The sequence below is a fragment of the Pseudomonas sp. Z003-0.4C(8344-21) genome, from assembly GCF_900104975.1.
Classification (GTDB): Bacteria; Pseudomonadota; Gammaproteobacteria; order Pseudomonadales; family Pseudomonadaceae; genus Aquipseudomonas; species Aquipseudomonas granadensis.
The window spans coordinates 1211080-1226011 of sequence record NZ_LT629756.1; the positions used below are offsets into that span (position 1 = coordinate 1211080).

Sequence of the window (14932 nt, forward strand, 5' to 3'; positions counted from 1 at the left end):
GCCCGCTCCCACAGGTCATGCAACGATCCAATTTTTTCGCGCGCAAGACACGAGGCACAGCATGCAAATCAAACTCGCCAACCCCCGTGGCTTCTGCGCCGGCGTGGACCGGGCGATCGAAATCGTCAACCGCGCCCTCGAGGTTTTCGGGCCGCCGATCTACGTGCGTCATGAAGTGGTGCACAACAAGTTCGTCGTCGAGGACCTGCGCAGTCGTGGCGCGATTTTCGTCGAGGAACTCGATCAAGTGCCGGACGACGTGATCGTGATCTTCAGTGCCCACGGCGTTTCCCAGGCCGTGCGCAATGAAGCCGCCGGTCGTGGCCTGAAAGTCTTCGACGCCACTTGTCCGCTGGTGACCAAGGTGCATATCGAAGTCGCCAAATACAGCCGTGATGGCCGTGAGTGCATCCTGATCGGCCACGCCGGGCACCCGGAAGTCGAAGGCACCATGGGCCAGTACGACGCCAGCAATGGCGGCGCGATCTATCTCGTCGAAGACGAGAAAGACGTGGCCGAACTGCAGGTGCGCAACCCGGAAAAACTCGCGTTCGTCACCCAGACGACGTTGTCGATGGACGACACCAGTCGCGTCATCGACGCCTTGCGCACACGTTTTCCGGCAATCGGCGGCCCGCGCAAGGACGACATCTGCTACGCCACGCAAAACCGTCAGGACGCGGTCAAGCAATTGGCTGACGAATGCGACGTGGTGCTGGTGGTCGGCAGCCCGAACAGCTCCAACTCCAATCGTCTGCGCGAACTCGCCGAGCGCATGGCCACTCCGGCCTACCTGATTGACGGCGCCGAAGACATGCAAAAGAGCTGGTTCGATGGCGTCGAGCGGATCGGCATTACCGCCGGTGCCTCTGCTCCCGAAGTGCTGGTGCGCGGCGTGATTCAGCAATTGCAGGCCTGGGGCGCCACCGGCGCCGATGAACTGGCCGGACGCGAAGAGAACATCACCTTCTCGATGCCTAAAGAGCTGCGCGTGCGTTCGATCTGACCCGCTCGGCTTTCTGACACAACGCCTGTTCCGTCTTCGCGCGGCTCAGGCGCACGCGACCGGTCGCGGCCAGCACAATCTGCTGCTGGCTGACCGGCTCGTGCATCGAGCAGACGTGTAACGTCCCAGCCTGAAACGCCCGCCCGGGCATCAGCGGTTGTCCCAGACTGCTGAAGCGCACATATTGACTGACTGCCCAATTGCCGACAATCGGCACCCGTGCGTCACTCGCCTGTTCCACCAGCAGCGGATTGCCGCTGTCCTTTTCTCCCTTTCCGCTGATATCGAGAATGATCCGCCAGCCCTGGCTCCAGTCGCCGTTGATGCCATGAATCACCACGCTCTGATTGCGCGTAATGGCCTGGCTGCGGGCGTTGCGCATGCCCTCGAACAGTGACTGCGCCGCCTGCTCGCGGCGGCTGGATTCACTCAGGCTGGTGAGCGCGGGGCTGACCAGCAGCAGAACAATTGCGCCGATCGCCAGTCCCATAAGCAATTCGATCAGGCTGAAACCGTGTTGTGACATGAAGACTCCCTCCGTGGAACGTGATGGATGGCGCGCTCCGTGCGCCGGGCAGGGCAAATCAACCGACACAGGTCGGCTGAATGTTCTAGCGTGTAGAAGCAGGTATAGCCGACGGCAACGGAGGGCACCGATGGATCTTCGTACAAAAGGTTTCACGCTGATCGAGTTGCTCGTAGCGATCGCCGTGTTTCTGGTTTTGATCACTTTGGCGGTCCCGGCCTTTACCCGTTCGATCCAGGGCAGCAAGGCCGATACCGAAATGGGTGACTTGCAACGAGCGATCAACTTTGCCCGCCTTGAGGCGATCAACCGGGGGGTCACCACCCGTTTGCGCCCGACCGCTGGCGGCAACATCTGGACCGGTGAGCTGGCGGTTTACGACAGTACTGGCAATCCGGCCAATGTATTACGGGTTGTTCCAGCGATGAGCAGCGGCGCGACTCTGACGCTACCCTCAGGAGTGACCGCGCTGGATTTCAATAATCTCGGCGGTCTGGCGGCGCCGTCGACGGCGGTGGTCATCGGTTACACGCTGGGTACGCAAAGCAGGACGCTGAACGTGTGTCTGAACGGACGAATTCAATTGGGTGGAAATTGCGGATGAGGGCAGGGAGTCAACGGACGCAGCGAGGAATGACGCTGATCGAGGTGCTGGTCGCGTTGCTGATTTTGACGGTCGGCTTGCTTGGCGCGGCGGCAGTGCAGCTGAATGCGCTGAAGTACACCGACAGCTCGCGGATGACCAGCCAGGCCAGTTTCATCGCCTACGACATGATGGACCGTATCCGCGCCAATTCCGCTGCCGACTACACCGCCACGCCGCCGACCTCGGGCAATCTTTCGGTCGCGCGGGATCAGGATCTCTACGATTTCACCACCAACATTGCCAATTTCGGTGGCCCGACCGCCACGGGCACCATCACCCGCAATCAGCGCGTGTACACCATTACCATCACCTGGAACGACGCGCGTGCCGCCAACACCGCAACGGCGGCGCGCAGTTTCGTCCTTAGCAGCCGCGCGGCGGTCGATCCGGTGGTGTCGCCATGAAGCGTGGACAACAGGGTTTCGGTCTGATCGAATTGCTGGTCGCCCTGGCGCTGGGCCTGATCGTGGTACTCGGCGTGGTGCAGATTTTCATCGCTGCAAAAAACACTTACGTCAGCCAGAACAGCGCCGCCGCGATGCAGGAAGACGCGCGGTTCGTATTGAGCAAAATGATTCAGGAAATCCGCATGGTCGGCATGTTCGGTTGTCTCGGCACCATCACCGACTCCAGCAGCGCTGGCGATTTCAACGCGGCGCAGCTCGCGCCGATCAGTTGGGACAATGCCAACCTGAAACTCACCCTTGTCACCGCCGACGTCGGCAATGCTGGCGGTACGCCAACCTGGACGGTGCTCTCCGATTGCCGCAACAGCGCCGTCGCATATACCGGATTACGAACCGCCGCCAGCGGGCAGATTGCGTTTCCGATCCGGCGGCTGATCTACAGCTTCAGCAACAATCAGATCCTGATGGGCACCGGCAGCGGCAATCCGACGCAGCAGGTGCTGGTGAATAACGTCAGCGCTTTCAGCGTAATGTTTGGTCTGGCCAGTTCGGCGACGGATATCGCCGCGTCCACTTACAGCACCAATCCCAGCGATGCGGCGCGCATTCGCAGCGTGCGGCTGAGCCTGACCCTCACCGATCCGAACAATCGGGTCGCCAGCCAAACCTTCAATGTGGTTGCCGCCTTGCGCAACCGCTTGCAGTGAGGGCATCAGCATGAGGATCTCTCTGCATCAACGGCAGGCGCAGCGCGGCATGGTCTTGCTGGTCAGCCTGGTGTTCCTGTTGCTGCTGACCCTGATTGGCCTGTCATCGATGCAGAGTGCCAACCTGCAGGAAAAAATGGCCGGCAGCGTCAGCCTGCGTAATCAGTCGTTCCAGGCTGCCGAGGCCGCGCTGCGAATAGGCGAAAGTGCGGTGCAACTGGACAGTTATTCACTGGTGGTGTGCAGCGGCAATCAATGTGCGCCGCCGGCAGAATCGACGGTGGTCAGCGCAGCGGGGCTCAACTCGACATCCGGGGTGACCTGGATCGCTGCCGGTAACGGCTTTTACGGGGTGCAGAACATTGGCACGACGTTGACTGCGGTCAACGTGCCGAGCAACACCTCGGCGACGCTGTACCGGGTCACCGCTGTCGGTATCGCCGGTAGCTCGCGCAGTGTGCTGGAGAGTGTGTATGCGAAGTTTTGAGTGCTGCCGGACGTTGTTGCTCGGCATGCTGCTGAGTTTTTATCTGAGCTCCCCGGCCTACGCCTTCACGCCCTCCGACTCGCCGCTGCTGAGCGCAGCAGCGGTACCGCCGAACGTGATGCTGCTGATCGACGATTCGGGGAGCATGAACAGCATCATTTATGCCGCCGGGTTTGATCCGAACGTCAACCGCACGCCTGCGCGGCAGTGCAATACTTTTCTTGGATTGTGCTCTGCCCTGAACGCCCCGCAGATCACCGGCGACCTGGTGTTTCTCTCGAGCTTGCCGAACTCGGGTTGCTCCGGCGGCGCCTATGCGTTTTACAACAACAGCCCAGCACCGTTGTGCCTGAAACTGCCCGACCCGGTGGGCAACGAGAACACCCGCTATTCCGCCGATTACATTTCCTACATCGTCAGTCTGGCGATCAGCAACGGCACCCGCGATTTCACCACAGGAGCGATTCCCAACGATTACCGGATGAACGTGGCACGCAACGTGTCCACCGCGCTGGTCAGCAGCAACCGTACCTTGCGCATGGGGCTGGCGACGTTCAACCCGGCCACCAGCACCAACCCCGGTAACGGTGGCTTCATCCCGCGCGCGATTACCGATCTGTCGCCGGTCGCGGGCAGCGTGACCCAGGCGCAGGCCGATACCAACTACAACGCGCTGATTTCTTCGATCAATGGTTTGAACGCGGTGGCCAACACACCTTTGGCGGAAAGCTATTACGAGATCACCCGTTACATGCGCGGCATCGCGCCTTTCTACAACGGCACGCCGAGCACCTACACCAGCCCGATTCAGTATCGCTGCCAGAAAAACTACGGCGTGGTGATTACCGACGGCTTGCCGACCTACGACCGAACCTTCCCGACCAACGACCCATTGGGCGGCAGCCGCTTGCCGAACTGGGATGGCGTCAACAATGACGGCGACAATCTCAACGGTGACAGTGAGGGCGATACGCTGTATCTGGATGACATCGCCAAGTTCGCCTTCGACATCGACATGCGCTCGACCGGCACCGATGCGGCCGGCAAAAGCTGGAACGCGGTGGATTTTCCCAAGCAGAACATGAACACCTACACCGTGGGTTTCGCGGCGGATAACGACATGCTGTCCGATGCCGCCAGCTATGGGCAGGGCAGGTATTACCAGGCCACCGACAGCTCCGGACTCAACGCGGCGTTATCGTCGGCATTGAGCGACATTACCTCCAAGGCTGGCTCTGGCGGGGCCGGTGTCGCCAGTAGCAGTTCGTTGAGCAGTGGCAGCAGCTTTTATCAGACCACTTACGATCCCAAGGATTGGCGCGGCACGATCCGCTCGTTCGGCTTTACCTCGGCCGGTACGGTGAATATGTCGAGCGCACAGTGGACCACCGACACCACCATTGTGCCGTCCGCCACGGCGCCGACTTTCCAGTCGTGGAACACCGTGAGCAATGCGCCGATATCCCTGGCCTTCGGCAACTTTTCTCCGGTGCAGCAGGCCACCCTCAATCAGGGCTTGCCTACCGGCATCACTGGCAATGATCTGGTGGAGTGGAGCAAGGGCACCAACAAAGCCGGGCTCAAAGTGCGCAGCGTGTTGCTCGGCGACATCATCAATTCGCCGCTGGTGCTCGCGTCGCCTGCGGAGAAGACCGCGTCCGATCTGTCCGCCGATACCAGTTACACGACCTACCTGGCGACCAAAGCAGCCAACATGAATACCAGTCTGGTGGTCAACGCCAACGACGGTTTTGTCAACGTGATCAATTCGGCGAACGGCACGCGCCGTTATGCCTACATGCCATCCAGCGTGGTGCCGTCGCTGCGCCTGATCGCCGATGCCAACTACGTCAACGGCGTCAGCCACAAGTTTCTCGTCGATGGTCAGGTCGGGGTGTTTGACGTGCAGTCCGGCACTACCTGGAAAACCCTGGCCATAGGCGGCACCGGTGCCGGCGGTAAAACCTTCTACGGGCTGCAACTGTTCGATGCTTCGGCGGGCAATGTGATTCGTGCCCTGTGGGAGGTCAGCGCGCCGGCCACCGCCAGCACGGCCAACGCTTTCAATGATCTGGGTTACGCCTACGCCCGTCCGGAAGTGGCACGCTTGGCCGATGGTCGCTGGGCCGCGTTCATTGCTAACGGTTACGGCAGCAATTCCGGCGTCGCGGCGTTGTACGTACTGGATGTTCGTGATGGATCGTTGATCAGGAAAATAGTCATCGACAGTACAGAGACCACCAATGGCCTGTCCTCGGTGGAACTAAGGGTCAATTCGTCGAATGTGGTCCAGGCTGCCTACGGCGGTGACCTGAAGGGGCGTATGTGGAAATTCGACTTGAGTGCGACGGCTCCGGAAAGCTGGGGCGTGGCGTTTGCCGGCAAACCGTTGTTCACCGCCCCGGGTGGGGCGACGCAGCCGATCACCGCGCAACCGCTGCTGGCGGATAACCCGCAGGGCGGCAAGCAGGTGTTTTTCGGCACCGGCAAATTCAACGAAACTGCCGACAAGAGCAACAAGGATCAGCAAGGGTTCTACTCGGTATGGGATGCCGATGGCGGCTCGGGACAAATTACCGTCAGCAGTTTGCAGGCGCAGGCGATTACCGGGTCGTTTTCCGGCAGCACCGGGCAGTTCCTGACCACCACGCAGAATGACACGACGTATCCGGGTGAGAAGGGCTGGTATTTGCCTCTGGTGTATAACAACGTGCTGACCGGCGAGCGGGTCATCAACCAGGCCAGCCTTGTGCTCGGGCGAATCGTGTTTACCACGGCCAGCGTCGACACCACCGATCCCTGTGCAAGTTTCGGCACCGGCAAACTGGTCGAACTGGAGGCGTTCAGCGGTAAGATGCTCAACTATGCCGTGATCGACACCAATGGTGACCGTTTGGTCGACGGCAATGACACGATATCCAGCGGCGTGGTGTTCACCGGGGGCATCCCGACCCTTAACGTGGTTTCCGCCGATGCCAAGACCAAGCTTCTGACCGACTCCAGTGGCGCCATCACCACCGTCGTGGAGAAGGGCGGTGGCGGCAGCCGTCGTATCATGTGGCGACAAATCCAGTAAGCGAGAGTTTGAGGCATGCGCAGAACCAACCGAGGTTTCACCCTGATCGAAATCATGATCGTGATTGCGATCATCGGGATCGTCATTACCATCGCCGCACCGAGCTACACCGAGTACATGAAAAAGGGCCGTCGCGCCGAAGTGGTATCGCTGCTCTCGGAACAGGCGCAGATCCTCGAACGGTTCTACACCCGCAACAATGTCTACACCGGCGTCACCGGGCTGAGTGCCGGCAATGACTTCTACACCCTCACGCCGACGATCACTGACCAGACCTTTGTGCTGACCGCAACACGCAAGAGCGGCACGTCGATGGCCACTGACAAATGCGGCGATTTCACCCTGACCAACACCGGTGTCAGGGGCATGAACAACGCGACCACCGGGCTGACCACCAAGGATTGCTGGGGCCGCTGAGGCGCTTTCTTTCGGGCGCCTTTTGCGCCCACTGTCTTTTTTACGGTTGGATCAAACATGACCAGGCAACAGCAAGTGGTGATTGTCGGTGGCGGGGTGATAGGCCTGCTGACTGCCTACAATATCGCCTCCGAAGTGCGCAGCGTGGTGCTGCTGGATCGTTCGCACCTTGGCCAGGAATCGTCCTGGGCGGGCGGCGGTATCGTGTCGCCGCTGTACCCGTGGCGTTATAGCCCGGCGGTCACCGCGCTGGCGCACTGGTCGCAGGATTTTTATCCACAGCTCGGCGCGCGGCTGTTTGCCGACACGGGTGTTGATCCAGAAGTGCACACTACCGGCCTGTACTGGCTGGACCTGGATGACGAAGCCGAGGCACTGGCGTGGGCCGAGCGCGAAAACCGCCCGCTGCGCTCTGTGGATATCTCCGCGGCGCATGACGCGGTGCCGGTGCTGGGCGGCGGTTTTTCGCGAGCGATCTACATGGCCGATGTCGCCAATGTGCGCAATCCGCGGCTGGTGAAATCCTTGAAAGCAGCGTTGCAGGCGTTGCCCAACGTGACCATTCACGAGCAGTGCGGAGTCAGCGGTTTCGCTCGCGACGGCGAACGTGTGATTGGGGTTGAAACGGCCGGTGGTGTCATCGCTGGCGATCAGGTGGTACTGACTGCCGGGGCGTGGAGCGGCGACTTGCTCAAGACCCTGGACCTGACACTGCCGGTGGAACCGGTCAAAGGGCAGATGATTCTTTATAAATGCGCTGCGGACTTCCTGCCGAGCATGGTGCTGGCCAAGGGGCGTTATGCGATTCCGCGTCGCGACGGGCATATTCTGATCGGCAGTACGCTGGAGCACGCAGGCTACGACAAGACGCCGACCGACGTCGCACTGGAAAGCCTCAAGGCATCGGCGGTAGAGCTGCTGCCGGCGCTGGCCGATGCCGAAGTGGTCGGGCACTGGGCCGGGCTGCGTCCGGGCTCGCCGGAGGGGATTCCTTACATCGGCCGGGTGCCGGGGTTCGACGGCTTGTGGCTCAATTGCGGGCATTACCGTAACGGGCTGGTGCTGGCGCCGGCGTCGTGTCAGTTGTTTGCCGATGTGATGTTGGGCAGGGCGCCGATTATTGATCCGGCGCCGTATGCACCGGAAGGCCGTATTTGAGCTGATAAGTCTTCGGTGTCTGATAGGCCGTCATCGCGAGCAGGCTCACTCCTACATTGGTCCTTGGTGTTCAAAAAAAATTGGGCACATCACAGATCCATGTAGGAGCGAGCCTGCTCGCGAAGAGGCCCTCAATCCAGACCGAGTTTCTTCAGCCTGTAGCGCATCGACCGAAACGAAAGACTCAGGCGCTGCGCCGCCGCCGTGCGGTTCCAGCGCGTCTCTTCCAGCGCCTGCAGGATCAGCTTGCGCTCGACGTTCTCCAGATAATCTTCGAGATTGTCGATTTGCGTCAGATCGGCAATCGCGCCGTCTGCCGCACTGTTGCCCTCGCTAAGGCGCAGATCTCCGGCCTCGATCATACGGTTCTCGCACAGGGTATGGGCTCGCTCGAGGACGTTTTCCAGTTCCCGTACATTGCCGGGGAAGCGGTAATTCTTCAGCGCTTCCAGCGCCTGCGGATGCAGGCTCGCGGCAGGCTGGCCGGTGTCCTTGGCCAAACGCTTGAGCATGTGCATCGCCAGCGCCTGGATGTCATCGCGCCGCTCGCGCAGGGACGGCACGCGCAGCTCGATCACGTTCAAGCGGTAATACAGATCCTGACGAAAGCGCTCGGCGGCGACCTCGGCATCGAGGTCCTTGTGCGTGGCGCAAAGAATCCGCACGTCGACCACGGTTTCCTGCTGACCGCCGACACTGCGCACGGCTTTTTCCTGGATGGCTCGCAGCAGCTTGACCTGCATCGACAAGGGCAAGTCCGCCACTTCATCAAGAAACAATGTGCCGCCATGGGCCGCCTGAAACAGCCCCGGTTTGTCTTCGACCGCGCCAGTGAAACTGCCTTTGCGATGACCGAAAAACTCGCTTTCCATCAACTCCGACGGAATCGCCCCGCAGTTGACCGGCACGAACGGCTGGCTGGCGCGCGGCCCTTGTTCATGGATCAGCCGCGCGACCAGTTCCTTGCCGCTGCCTGATTCACCGCTGATGTACACCGGCGCCTGACTGCGCGCGAGTTTGTCGATCTGCTTGCGCAGATTACGCATCGGCGGTGAATCGCCGAGCAAGTGCCGATCGATCGGTGTGCAATGGCCGCCGGCGGCGGGCATGCGCAAGGCACTGCTGACCAGTTCGCGCAGGCGAGTGAGGTCGACCGGTTTGGTCAGAAAGTCGAAAGCCCCGGCCTTGAGCGCATTGATTGCGGTTTCCAGGCTGCCATACGCGGTGATCATCGCCACCGGCAGTTGTGGATAACGTTGCTGGATGTGCTGCACCAACTCCAGCCCCGTGCCGTCGGGAAGGCGCATGTCGGTCAGGCACAGATCGAACGCTTCGCGCAGCAAAAGTGCTTGTGCCTCGGCGAGATTGCGCGCGCTGTGGGTGTCGAGTTTCATACGCCCCAAGGTGATTTCCAGCAGTTCGCGGATATCCGGTTCGTCGTCAACGATGAGGATTTTTTGCCGTGGGCTTGTATTCAACTTTGTTTCCGTCCGTGAGCAAAAGTGATGCGAAAGCAGCCGCCGCCTTGGCGTGATTGAAAGTCTAGGCGCGCTTGGTTGCTTTCGCACAGCTCACGGGACAGATAAAGACCCAGGCCGGTGCCCTGGCTGCTGGTTGTGAAGAACGGTTCGAACAGATGCGCCTGTTCCTCGGCCGGTACGCCGGGGCCGTTATCCTGTACCTCAAGTACCGCCAACTGGCTGTCGGGGTCAGTGAACAGCGCCAGCCAGACCTCAGCCTGTTCGTGCAGCAGGGCGCTGTGACGCCAGCCGTTGCGCAGCAGGTTGTCGAGGATCTGCCGCAGCTGGTTCGGGTCCATCAGCGTGGTGAAGTCCCCGGAATTGATCCGCAGATGGATCTGCTGGCGCTCGCCGGCCTGCTCGCGGCTTTCGGCAACGAAGTTCTCCAGCCACGGTTTGAGGTCCAGCCGTTGCGGGGCACTCTGCTGACGACGGGACAGTTGCAGGACGTTTTCGATGACTCGATTCATGCGCTGGGAGTGGTCTTGAATAATCTGCGTCAGACGCCGATCGGCACTATCGAGTTCCTCGGACTCGGCCAACAGTTGCGCGGCATGGCTGATCGCCCCCAACGGATTGCGGATTTCGTGGGAGATGCCGGCGGTCAATCGGCCGAGCGCGGCGAGCTTCAATTGCTGCGCCTGCTGGGTGATTTGCGCCAGATCTTCAAGAAACACCAGGGTGCGCGGATTTGGGCTCTGCTCTAGCGCGATGAAGTTCGGTTGAAGTTCTATGCCATTGCCAGGGACTTTCAGGCTTTGCGGACGCAGGGTCGGGTTGTTCATCCACAGTTGCAGGCGCTCGACCAGCGCCGGCGAATACTCATCGATCAAGTGGCCCTGCAGGTGCGAGCGGGCGAGCAGGATTTGCGCGCTGTGATTGGCCAGCAGCACGCGACGCTCATGATCGAGAACGAGAATGCCGGTGCGCATGCGTTGCAGGATCAAGGCATTCAGAGCTTCAAGGCTAACCACTTCGCTGGCGCGCTGCTCGGCCAGGGTTTCGCTGACCTCGAGGCGACGGATAAGCCCCTGCACCAATAGCGAGGCGGCAAAGCACAGCGCGCCGAGCGTACCGGCCTGCAGGTATTCATTGGCGCTCAGGGGATGGCTAAAACCGAGCAGGAAACTCGAACCGACAATGCCCAGCGCGGCGATGGCCGCAATCAACAGGCCGATGCGCCGGCGCAGCAGGGTGTTGCTGATCGCCACGGAGACAATCAACAAGTTGCCCAGCGCACTGCCAACGCCGCCTGCTGCGAAGAACAAACCGCACAGAAGCAGCACGTCGACCAGTGCCAGGCTGAACAATTGCCCGGGCCGGCGGGTGTTTTCGAGAAACACCACCAGCAGAATATTCAGAACCAGATACAGCCAACTGCCGCCGCGCAGCAAGTCGTCGTTGGCCGACGTCAGCAGGCGGTTGTCCATGTTGCTTGAAATCAGCAGCACCAAGGTGATGCCGACGCTCAGACGGTACAGATGATACAAACGCAGCAGACGCTGCGCCTGTTTGCTGTCGGTGGTGGCGGCCTCAGCGACCACTGGCGCCCGGGCCTTGCTCGAGATGAGCCTGGCTGCAATACCACTGTTGCTGATTGCCCAGCGCGCGATCACGGGGCAGGTGCACGCCGCAATGGGCACAGCGCACCATGGGCGCCGCGTCTTGCTCGCGAGAATTGCGCTGGGACTGATTGGAGGCGGCGGGGGCCTTGAATTTACGCCAGAGCCAGATGGCGGCGAAGATCACGGCGATCCAGAACAATAAACGAAGCATGATGAGCGGCTTTTCGACTGATGATCCGGCAGTTTAGCCAAGGAGCCGAGCAGCGCACAGCCTATTAAATCGCCGCAATAAAAAAGGGAGATCCGCAGATCTCCCTTTTTGTTACCGCCAGTGTGTTCAGTCGAACACACCGAAGGTCATGTAGCTGAACCACGAACGGTCGGTGTCGGTGGATTCCGGCTCCGGCTCTTCGATCACGTCGCCGTTTTCGTCTTTCGGCTTGAGCTCGTTCGGGATCGCGTCTTTGGCATCCTGGAACTGCTTCTGTACGTCCTGGTTGGCGCGGGTTTCGCCCGGTGGCAGCGGTGGACGCGATTCGATCAGGCCCAAAGTCGCCTTGCTCAGGAACGAGCGGTTGTCGGCTTCGGCAACGCGCGGCACGAACTGGCCGTCCTGCAGGCTCGGGTGATCCGGGTAGTTGAGCTTCAAGGTTTCCAGACTGGTGGCCGCCAGATCGTCCAGGTGCAGACGCTGGTAGGCTTCGGTCATCACCGCCAGGCCGTCGCCGACCGATGGGGTTTCCTGGAAGTTTTCCACCACGTAACGGCCACGGTTGGCGGCGGCGACGTAGGCCTGACGGGTCAGGTAGTAGTCGGCCACGTGGATTTCGTAGGCCGCCAGCAGGTTGCGCAGGTAGATCATGCGCTGCTTGGCGTCCGGCGCGTAGCGGCTGTTCGGAAAGCGGCTGGTGAGCTGGGCGAACTCGTTGTACGAGTCACGGGCCGCGCCCGGGTCACGCTTGGTCATGTCCAGCGGCAGGAAGCGCGCCAGCAGGCCGACGTCCTGGTCGAACGAGGTCAGACCCTTGAGGTAGTACGCGTAATCCACGTTCGGGTGCTGCGGATGCAAACGAATGAAACGCTCGGCGGCGGACTTTGCAGCTTCCGGCTCGGCGTTCTTGTAGTTGGCGTAGATCAACTCCAGCTGAGCCTGATCGGCGTAGCGACCGAACGGATAACGCGACTCCAGGGCCTTCAGCTTGGCTGTGGCGCTGGTGTAGCTGTTGTTGTCCAGATCAGTCTGAGCCTGCTGGTACAGCTCGGCTTCGCTGAGGTTTTCGTCTACGACTTCCTTCGATGAGCAAGCAGCGGTCAATGCGAGGATGGCGATCAGCAGCAGGTGTTTCACTTGCATGGCGGCTTGCGTCCCTATGACGGCCGCTGTCTTGGGCGGGGCCGTCCTGTTATGATGAGCGCCCCGTTGAAAAGCCTCGGGGCAAAAGACGCCGTATTTAACCACAAGCGCGCAGCCGAAACCAAAGGCTGTGCCGACGCCCAGTCCGAGCATGTCCGATAAAATAGAACTTCGCGCAGAGGTGCCGTCCGAATTGGGCGGCCAACGCCTCGATCAAGTCGCCGCCCAACTCTTCGCTGAGCACTCGCGCTCGCGCCTTTCCGCCTGGATCAAAGAAGGTCGCCTGACTGTGGACGGGGCGGTGATCCGCCCGCGCGACATCGTGCATGGCGGTGCCGTCCTCGAACTGACGGCCGAGCAGGAAGCCCAGGGCGAGTGGATCGCCCAGGACATCGAGCTCGACATCGTCTACGAAGACGACGACATTCTGGTGATCAACAAGCCTGCGGGCCTGGTGGTGCACCCGGCTGCCGGTCACGCCGATGGCACGCTGCTCAACGCCTTGTTGCACCATGTGCCGGACATCATCAATGTCCCACGGGCCGGCATCGTCCATCGTCTGGACAAGGACACCACCGGTCTGATGGTGGTGGCCAAGACCATTCAGGCGCAGACCAAACTGGTCGCGCAGTTGCAGAGCCGCAGTGTCAGTCGCATCTATGAGTGCATCGTGATCGGTGTGGTCACGGCGGGCGGCAAGATCAACGCGCCGATCGGCCGTCACGGCCAGCAGCGTCAACGCATGGCGGTGATGGAAGGCGGCAAGCCTGCGGTCAGCCATTATCGCGTGCTGGAGCGTTTCCGTTCGCACACCCACGTGCGAGTGAAGCTGGAAACCGGTCGTACGCACCAGATCCGCGTGCACATGGCGCACATCAACTTCCCGTTGGTCGGCGACCCGGCGTACGGCGGGCGTTTCCGCATTCCGCCTGCAGCGAACCCGACCATGGTCGAATCGCTCAAGCACTTCCCCCGTCAGGCCCTGCACGCGCGTTTCCTCGAACTCGATCACCCGACGAGCGGTGAGCGGATGAGCTGGGAATCACCGCTGCCGGAAGATTTCGTCTGGCTGCTGACCCTGCTCAAGCAGGATCGCGAGGCCTTCGTCGGATGAACTGGCTGACGCCGGACTGGCCTGCGCCGGCCAGCGTCAAAGCCTGCGTCACCACCCGCGAGGGTGGTGTCAGCGAGGCGCCGTTCGACAGCCTCAATCTGGGCGATCATGTTGATGACCGTCCTGAGGCCGTTGCCGAGAATCGTCGGCGTCTGACTGAGCACTTCTCCATACAGCCTGCCTGGTTGCAGCAGGTGCACGGGATTACCGTGGCACAAGCTGATCCGGAGGTAGTCGCGACCGCCGATGCCAGTTGGACGACAACCCCCGGAATTGCCTGCACGGCGATGACTGCGGATTGCCTGCCAGCATTGTTCTGCGATCGTGCCGGCACTCGCGTTGCTGCGGCTCACGCCGGTTGGCGCGGTCTGGCGGCGGGTGTGCTTGAGGCAACTCTCGACAGCCTCGATGTTTCGGCTGAAGACGTTTTGGTCTGGCTCGGCCCGGCCATCGGCCCGCAAGCCTTTGAAGTCGGAGCGGAAGTGCGCGAAGTCTTCGTCAAGCAGTTGCCGGAAGCGGCGACAGCCTTCGTGCCGAGCCACAACCCTGGCAAGTTCATGGCTGACATCTATGAATTGGCGCGCCTGCGTCTGGCAGCCCGTGGTGTAACAGCGGTTTACGGCGGCGGTTTCTGCACCGTGACCGACCCGCGCTTCTTCTCTTACCGCCGCGCGTCGCGCACCGGTCGCTTCGCCTCCCTCGTTTGGCTTGAGGCGCCCAGCCTCACAAATACGATTCCTTTTTGACGGCGTCTGTTCCCGTCATGCGGCGTTGCCGCTCCTCGCCATAGCGGGCTATGACTCGTCGCGGCGCCTTGCCTGACGAAAACAGCCACTCGTCAAAAGAGGATCGTATTTGCGAAGCTGGGCGCCAGCTAGACTTGCCTGACCTGTATCAACTCTCTGACGCTTGAATCTTGCAGAATCGACCGCATCTATAGCGGTATCTG

Annotated in this window: 15 protein-coding genes; 10 read left to right on the forward strand and 5 right to left on the reverse strand. The window is 61.1% G+C overall.

Annotated features, from left to right (window positions below; translation table 11 throughout):
• Positions 1 to 61: 61 nt before the first annotated feature.
• Positions 62 to 1006, forward strand: coding sequence for a 4-hydroxy-3-methylbut-2-enyl diphosphate reductase (ispH, locus tag BLU24_RS05655; protein ID WP_090286422.1), 945 nt, complete (start codon positions 62 to 64; stop codon positions 1004 to 1006).
• Here ispH and BLU24_RS05660 read toward each other — a convergent pair.
• On the reverse strand, positions 978 to 1532 hold the full coding sequence (locus BLU24_RS05660; protein WP_093098206.1) for a GspH/FimT family pseudopilin: 555 nt from the start codon (positions 1530 to 1532) through the stop codon (positions 978 to 980). The two genes, ispH and BLU24_RS05660, sit on opposite strands and share 29 nt — an antisense overlap.
• A gap of 130 nt (positions 1533 to 1662) precedes the next feature.
• Between BLU24_RS05660 and BLU24_RS05665 the strand changes: the two genes are divergently transcribed.
• The 7 genes from BLU24_RS05665 to thiO are packed head-to-tail and all read left to right on the forward strand — an operon-like array spanning position 1663 to position 8430.
• A complete protein-coding gene (locus BLU24_RS05665; RefSeq protein ID WP_093098208.1) occupies positions 1663 to 2136 on the forward strand; it encodes a GspH/FimT family pseudopilin in 474 nt (157 codons plus the stop codon).
• Positions 2133 to 2582 (forward strand): type IV pilus modification protein PilV, encoded by a 450-nt coding sequence (gene pilV / locus BLU24_RS05670; protein WP_090286416.1) that lies wholly within the window; start codon positions 2133 to 2135, stop codon positions 2580 to 2582. Before BLU24_RS05665 ends, pilV begins: the two co-directional genes overlap by 4 nt.
• Complete coding sequence (locus tag BLU24_RS05675) at positions 2579 to 3292, forward strand: PilW family protein (protein ID WP_093098210.1); 714 nt, start codon at positions 2579 to 2581, stop codon at positions 3290 to 3292. The genes pilV and BLU24_RS05675 overlap by 4 nt, the downstream gene beginning before the upstream one ends.
• A gap of 10 nt (positions 3293 to 3302) precedes the next feature.
• A complete protein-coding gene (locus BLU24_RS05680) occupies positions 3303 to 3779 on the forward strand; it encodes a pilus assembly PilX family protein (protein WP_093098212.1) in 477 nt (158 codons plus the stop codon).
• On the forward strand, positions 3766 to 6855 hold the full coding sequence (locus BLU24_RS05685) for a pilus assembly protein (RefSeq protein WP_093098214.1): 3090 nt from the start codon (positions 3766 to 3768) through the stop codon (positions 6853 to 6855). Before BLU24_RS05680 ends, BLU24_RS05685 begins: the two co-directional genes overlap by 14 nt.
• A 15-nt stretch (positions 6856 to 6870) precedes the next feature.
• Positions 6871 to 7272, forward strand: a complete 402-nt coding sequence (locus BLU24_RS05690) for a type IV pilin protein (protein ID WP_090286408.1) — start codon at positions 6871 to 6873, stop codon at positions 7270 to 7272.
• 57 nt (positions 7273 to 7329) lie between these two features.
• Positions 7330 to 8430, forward strand: a complete 1101-nt coding sequence (gene thiO, locus BLU24_RS05695; RefSeq protein ID WP_093098216.1) for a glycine oxidase ThiO — start codon at positions 7330 to 7332, stop codon at positions 8428 to 8430.
• Positions 8431 to 8561: 131 nt separating this feature from the next.
• Here thiO and BLU24_RS05700 read toward each other — a convergent pair whose 3' ends face one another.
• The 4 genes from BLU24_RS05700 to BLU24_RS05715 all read right to left on the reverse strand — a co-directional run bounded on the left by BLU24_RS05700 (position 8562) and on the right by BLU24_RS05715 (position 12869).
• Entirely contained in the window at positions 8562 to 9908 is a 1347-nt protein-coding gene (locus BLU24_RS05700) for a sigma-54-dependent transcriptional regulator (protein ID WP_093098219.1), read from the reverse strand.
• Positions 9905 to 11494: a sensor histidine kinase gene (locus tag BLU24_RS05705; protein ID WP_090286402.1), complete on the reverse strand. Its 1590-nt coding sequence runs from the start codon at positions 11492 to 11494 to the stop codon at positions 9905 to 9907. Before BLU24_RS05705 ends, BLU24_RS05700 begins: the two co-directional genes overlap by 4 nt.
• A complete protein-coding gene (locus tag BLU24_RS05710; RefSeq protein ID WP_090286400.1) occupies positions 11484 to 11726 on the reverse strand; it encodes a PP0621 family protein in 243 nt (80 codons plus the stop codon). The genes BLU24_RS05705 and BLU24_RS05710 overlap by 11 nt, the downstream gene beginning before the upstream one ends.
• Before the next feature lie 126 nt (positions 11727 to 11852).
• Positions 11853 to 12869 (reverse strand): outer membrane protein assembly factor BamD, encoded by a 1017-nt coding sequence (locus BLU24_RS05715; protein WP_090286399.1) that lies wholly within the window; start codon positions 12867 to 12869, stop codon positions 11853 to 11855.
• 151 nt (positions 12870 to 13020) lie between these two features.
• Here BLU24_RS05715 and rluD point away from each other — a divergent pair, with 151 nt between their 5' ends.
• On the forward strand, positions 13021 to 13983 hold the full coding sequence (gene rluD / locus BLU24_RS05720; RefSeq protein ID WP_016773140.1) for a 23S rRNA pseudouridine(1911/1915/1917) synthase RluD: 963 nt from the start codon (positions 13021 to 13023) through the stop codon (positions 13981 to 13983).
• Positions 13980 to 14729, forward strand: coding sequence for a peptidoglycan editing factor PgeF (gene pgeF, locus BLU24_RS05725; RefSeq protein WP_093098221.1), 750 nt, complete (start codon positions 13980 to 13982; stop codon positions 14727 to 14729). The genes rluD and pgeF overlap by 4 nt, the downstream gene beginning before the upstream one ends.
• Positions 14730 to 14932: the final 203 nt, after the last annotated feature.

What these genes read in the sequence shown, in the direction of transcription:
- ispH (WP_090286422.1), top strand. Translation starts at nt 62, where the DNA reads ATGCAAATCAAACTCGCCAACCCCCGTGGCTTCTGCGCCGGCGTGGAC.
- BLU24_RS05660 (WP_093098206.1), bottom strand. Translation starts at nt 1,532, where the DNA reads ATGTCACAACACGGTTTCAGCCTGATCGAATTGCTTATGGGACTGGCG.
- BLU24_RS05665 (WP_093098208.1), top strand. Translation starts at nt 1,663, where the DNA reads ATGGATCTTCGTACAAAAGGTTTCACGCTGATCGAGTTGCTCGTAGCG.
- pilV (WP_090286416.1), top strand. Translation starts at nt 2,133, where the DNA reads ATGAGGGCAGGGAGTCAACGGACGCAGCGAGGAATGACGCTGATCGAG.
- BLU24_RS05675 (WP_093098210.1), top strand. Translation starts at nt 2,579, where the DNA reads ATGAAGCGTGGACAACAGGGTTTCGGTCTGATCGAATTGCTGGTCGCC.
- BLU24_RS05680 (WP_093098212.1), top strand. Translation starts at nt 3,303, where the DNA reads ATGAGGATCTCTCTGCATCAACGGCAGGCGCAGCGCGGCATGGTCTTG.
- BLU24_RS05685 (WP_093098214.1), top strand. Translation starts at nt 3,766, where the DNA reads ATGCGAAGTTTTGAGTGCTGCCGGACGTTGTTGCTCGGCATGCTGCTG.
- BLU24_RS05690 (WP_090286408.1), top strand. Translation starts at nt 6,871, where the DNA reads ATGCGCAGAACCAACCGAGGTTTCACCCTGATCGAAATCATGATCGTG.
- thiO (WP_093098216.1), top strand. Translation starts at nt 7,330, where the DNA reads ATGACCAGGCAACAGCAAGTGGTGATTGTCGGTGGCGGGGTGATAGGC.
- BLU24_RS05710 (WP_090286400.1), bottom strand. Translation starts at nt 11,726, where the DNA reads ATGCTTCGTTTATTGTTCTGGATCGCCGTGATCTTCGCCGCCATCTGG.
- BLU24_RS05715 (WP_090286399.1), bottom strand. Translation starts at nt 12,869, where the DNA reads ATGCAAGTGAAACACCTGCTGCTGATCGCCATCCTCGCATTGACCGCT.
- rluD (WP_016773140.1), top strand. Translation starts at nt 13,021, where the DNA reads ATGTCCGATAAAATAGAACTTCGCGCAGAGGTGCCGTCCGAATTGGGC.
- pgeF (WP_093098221.1), top strand. Translation starts at nt 13,980, where the DNA reads ATGAACTGGCTGACGCCGGACTGGCCTGCGCCGGCCAGCGTCAAAGCC.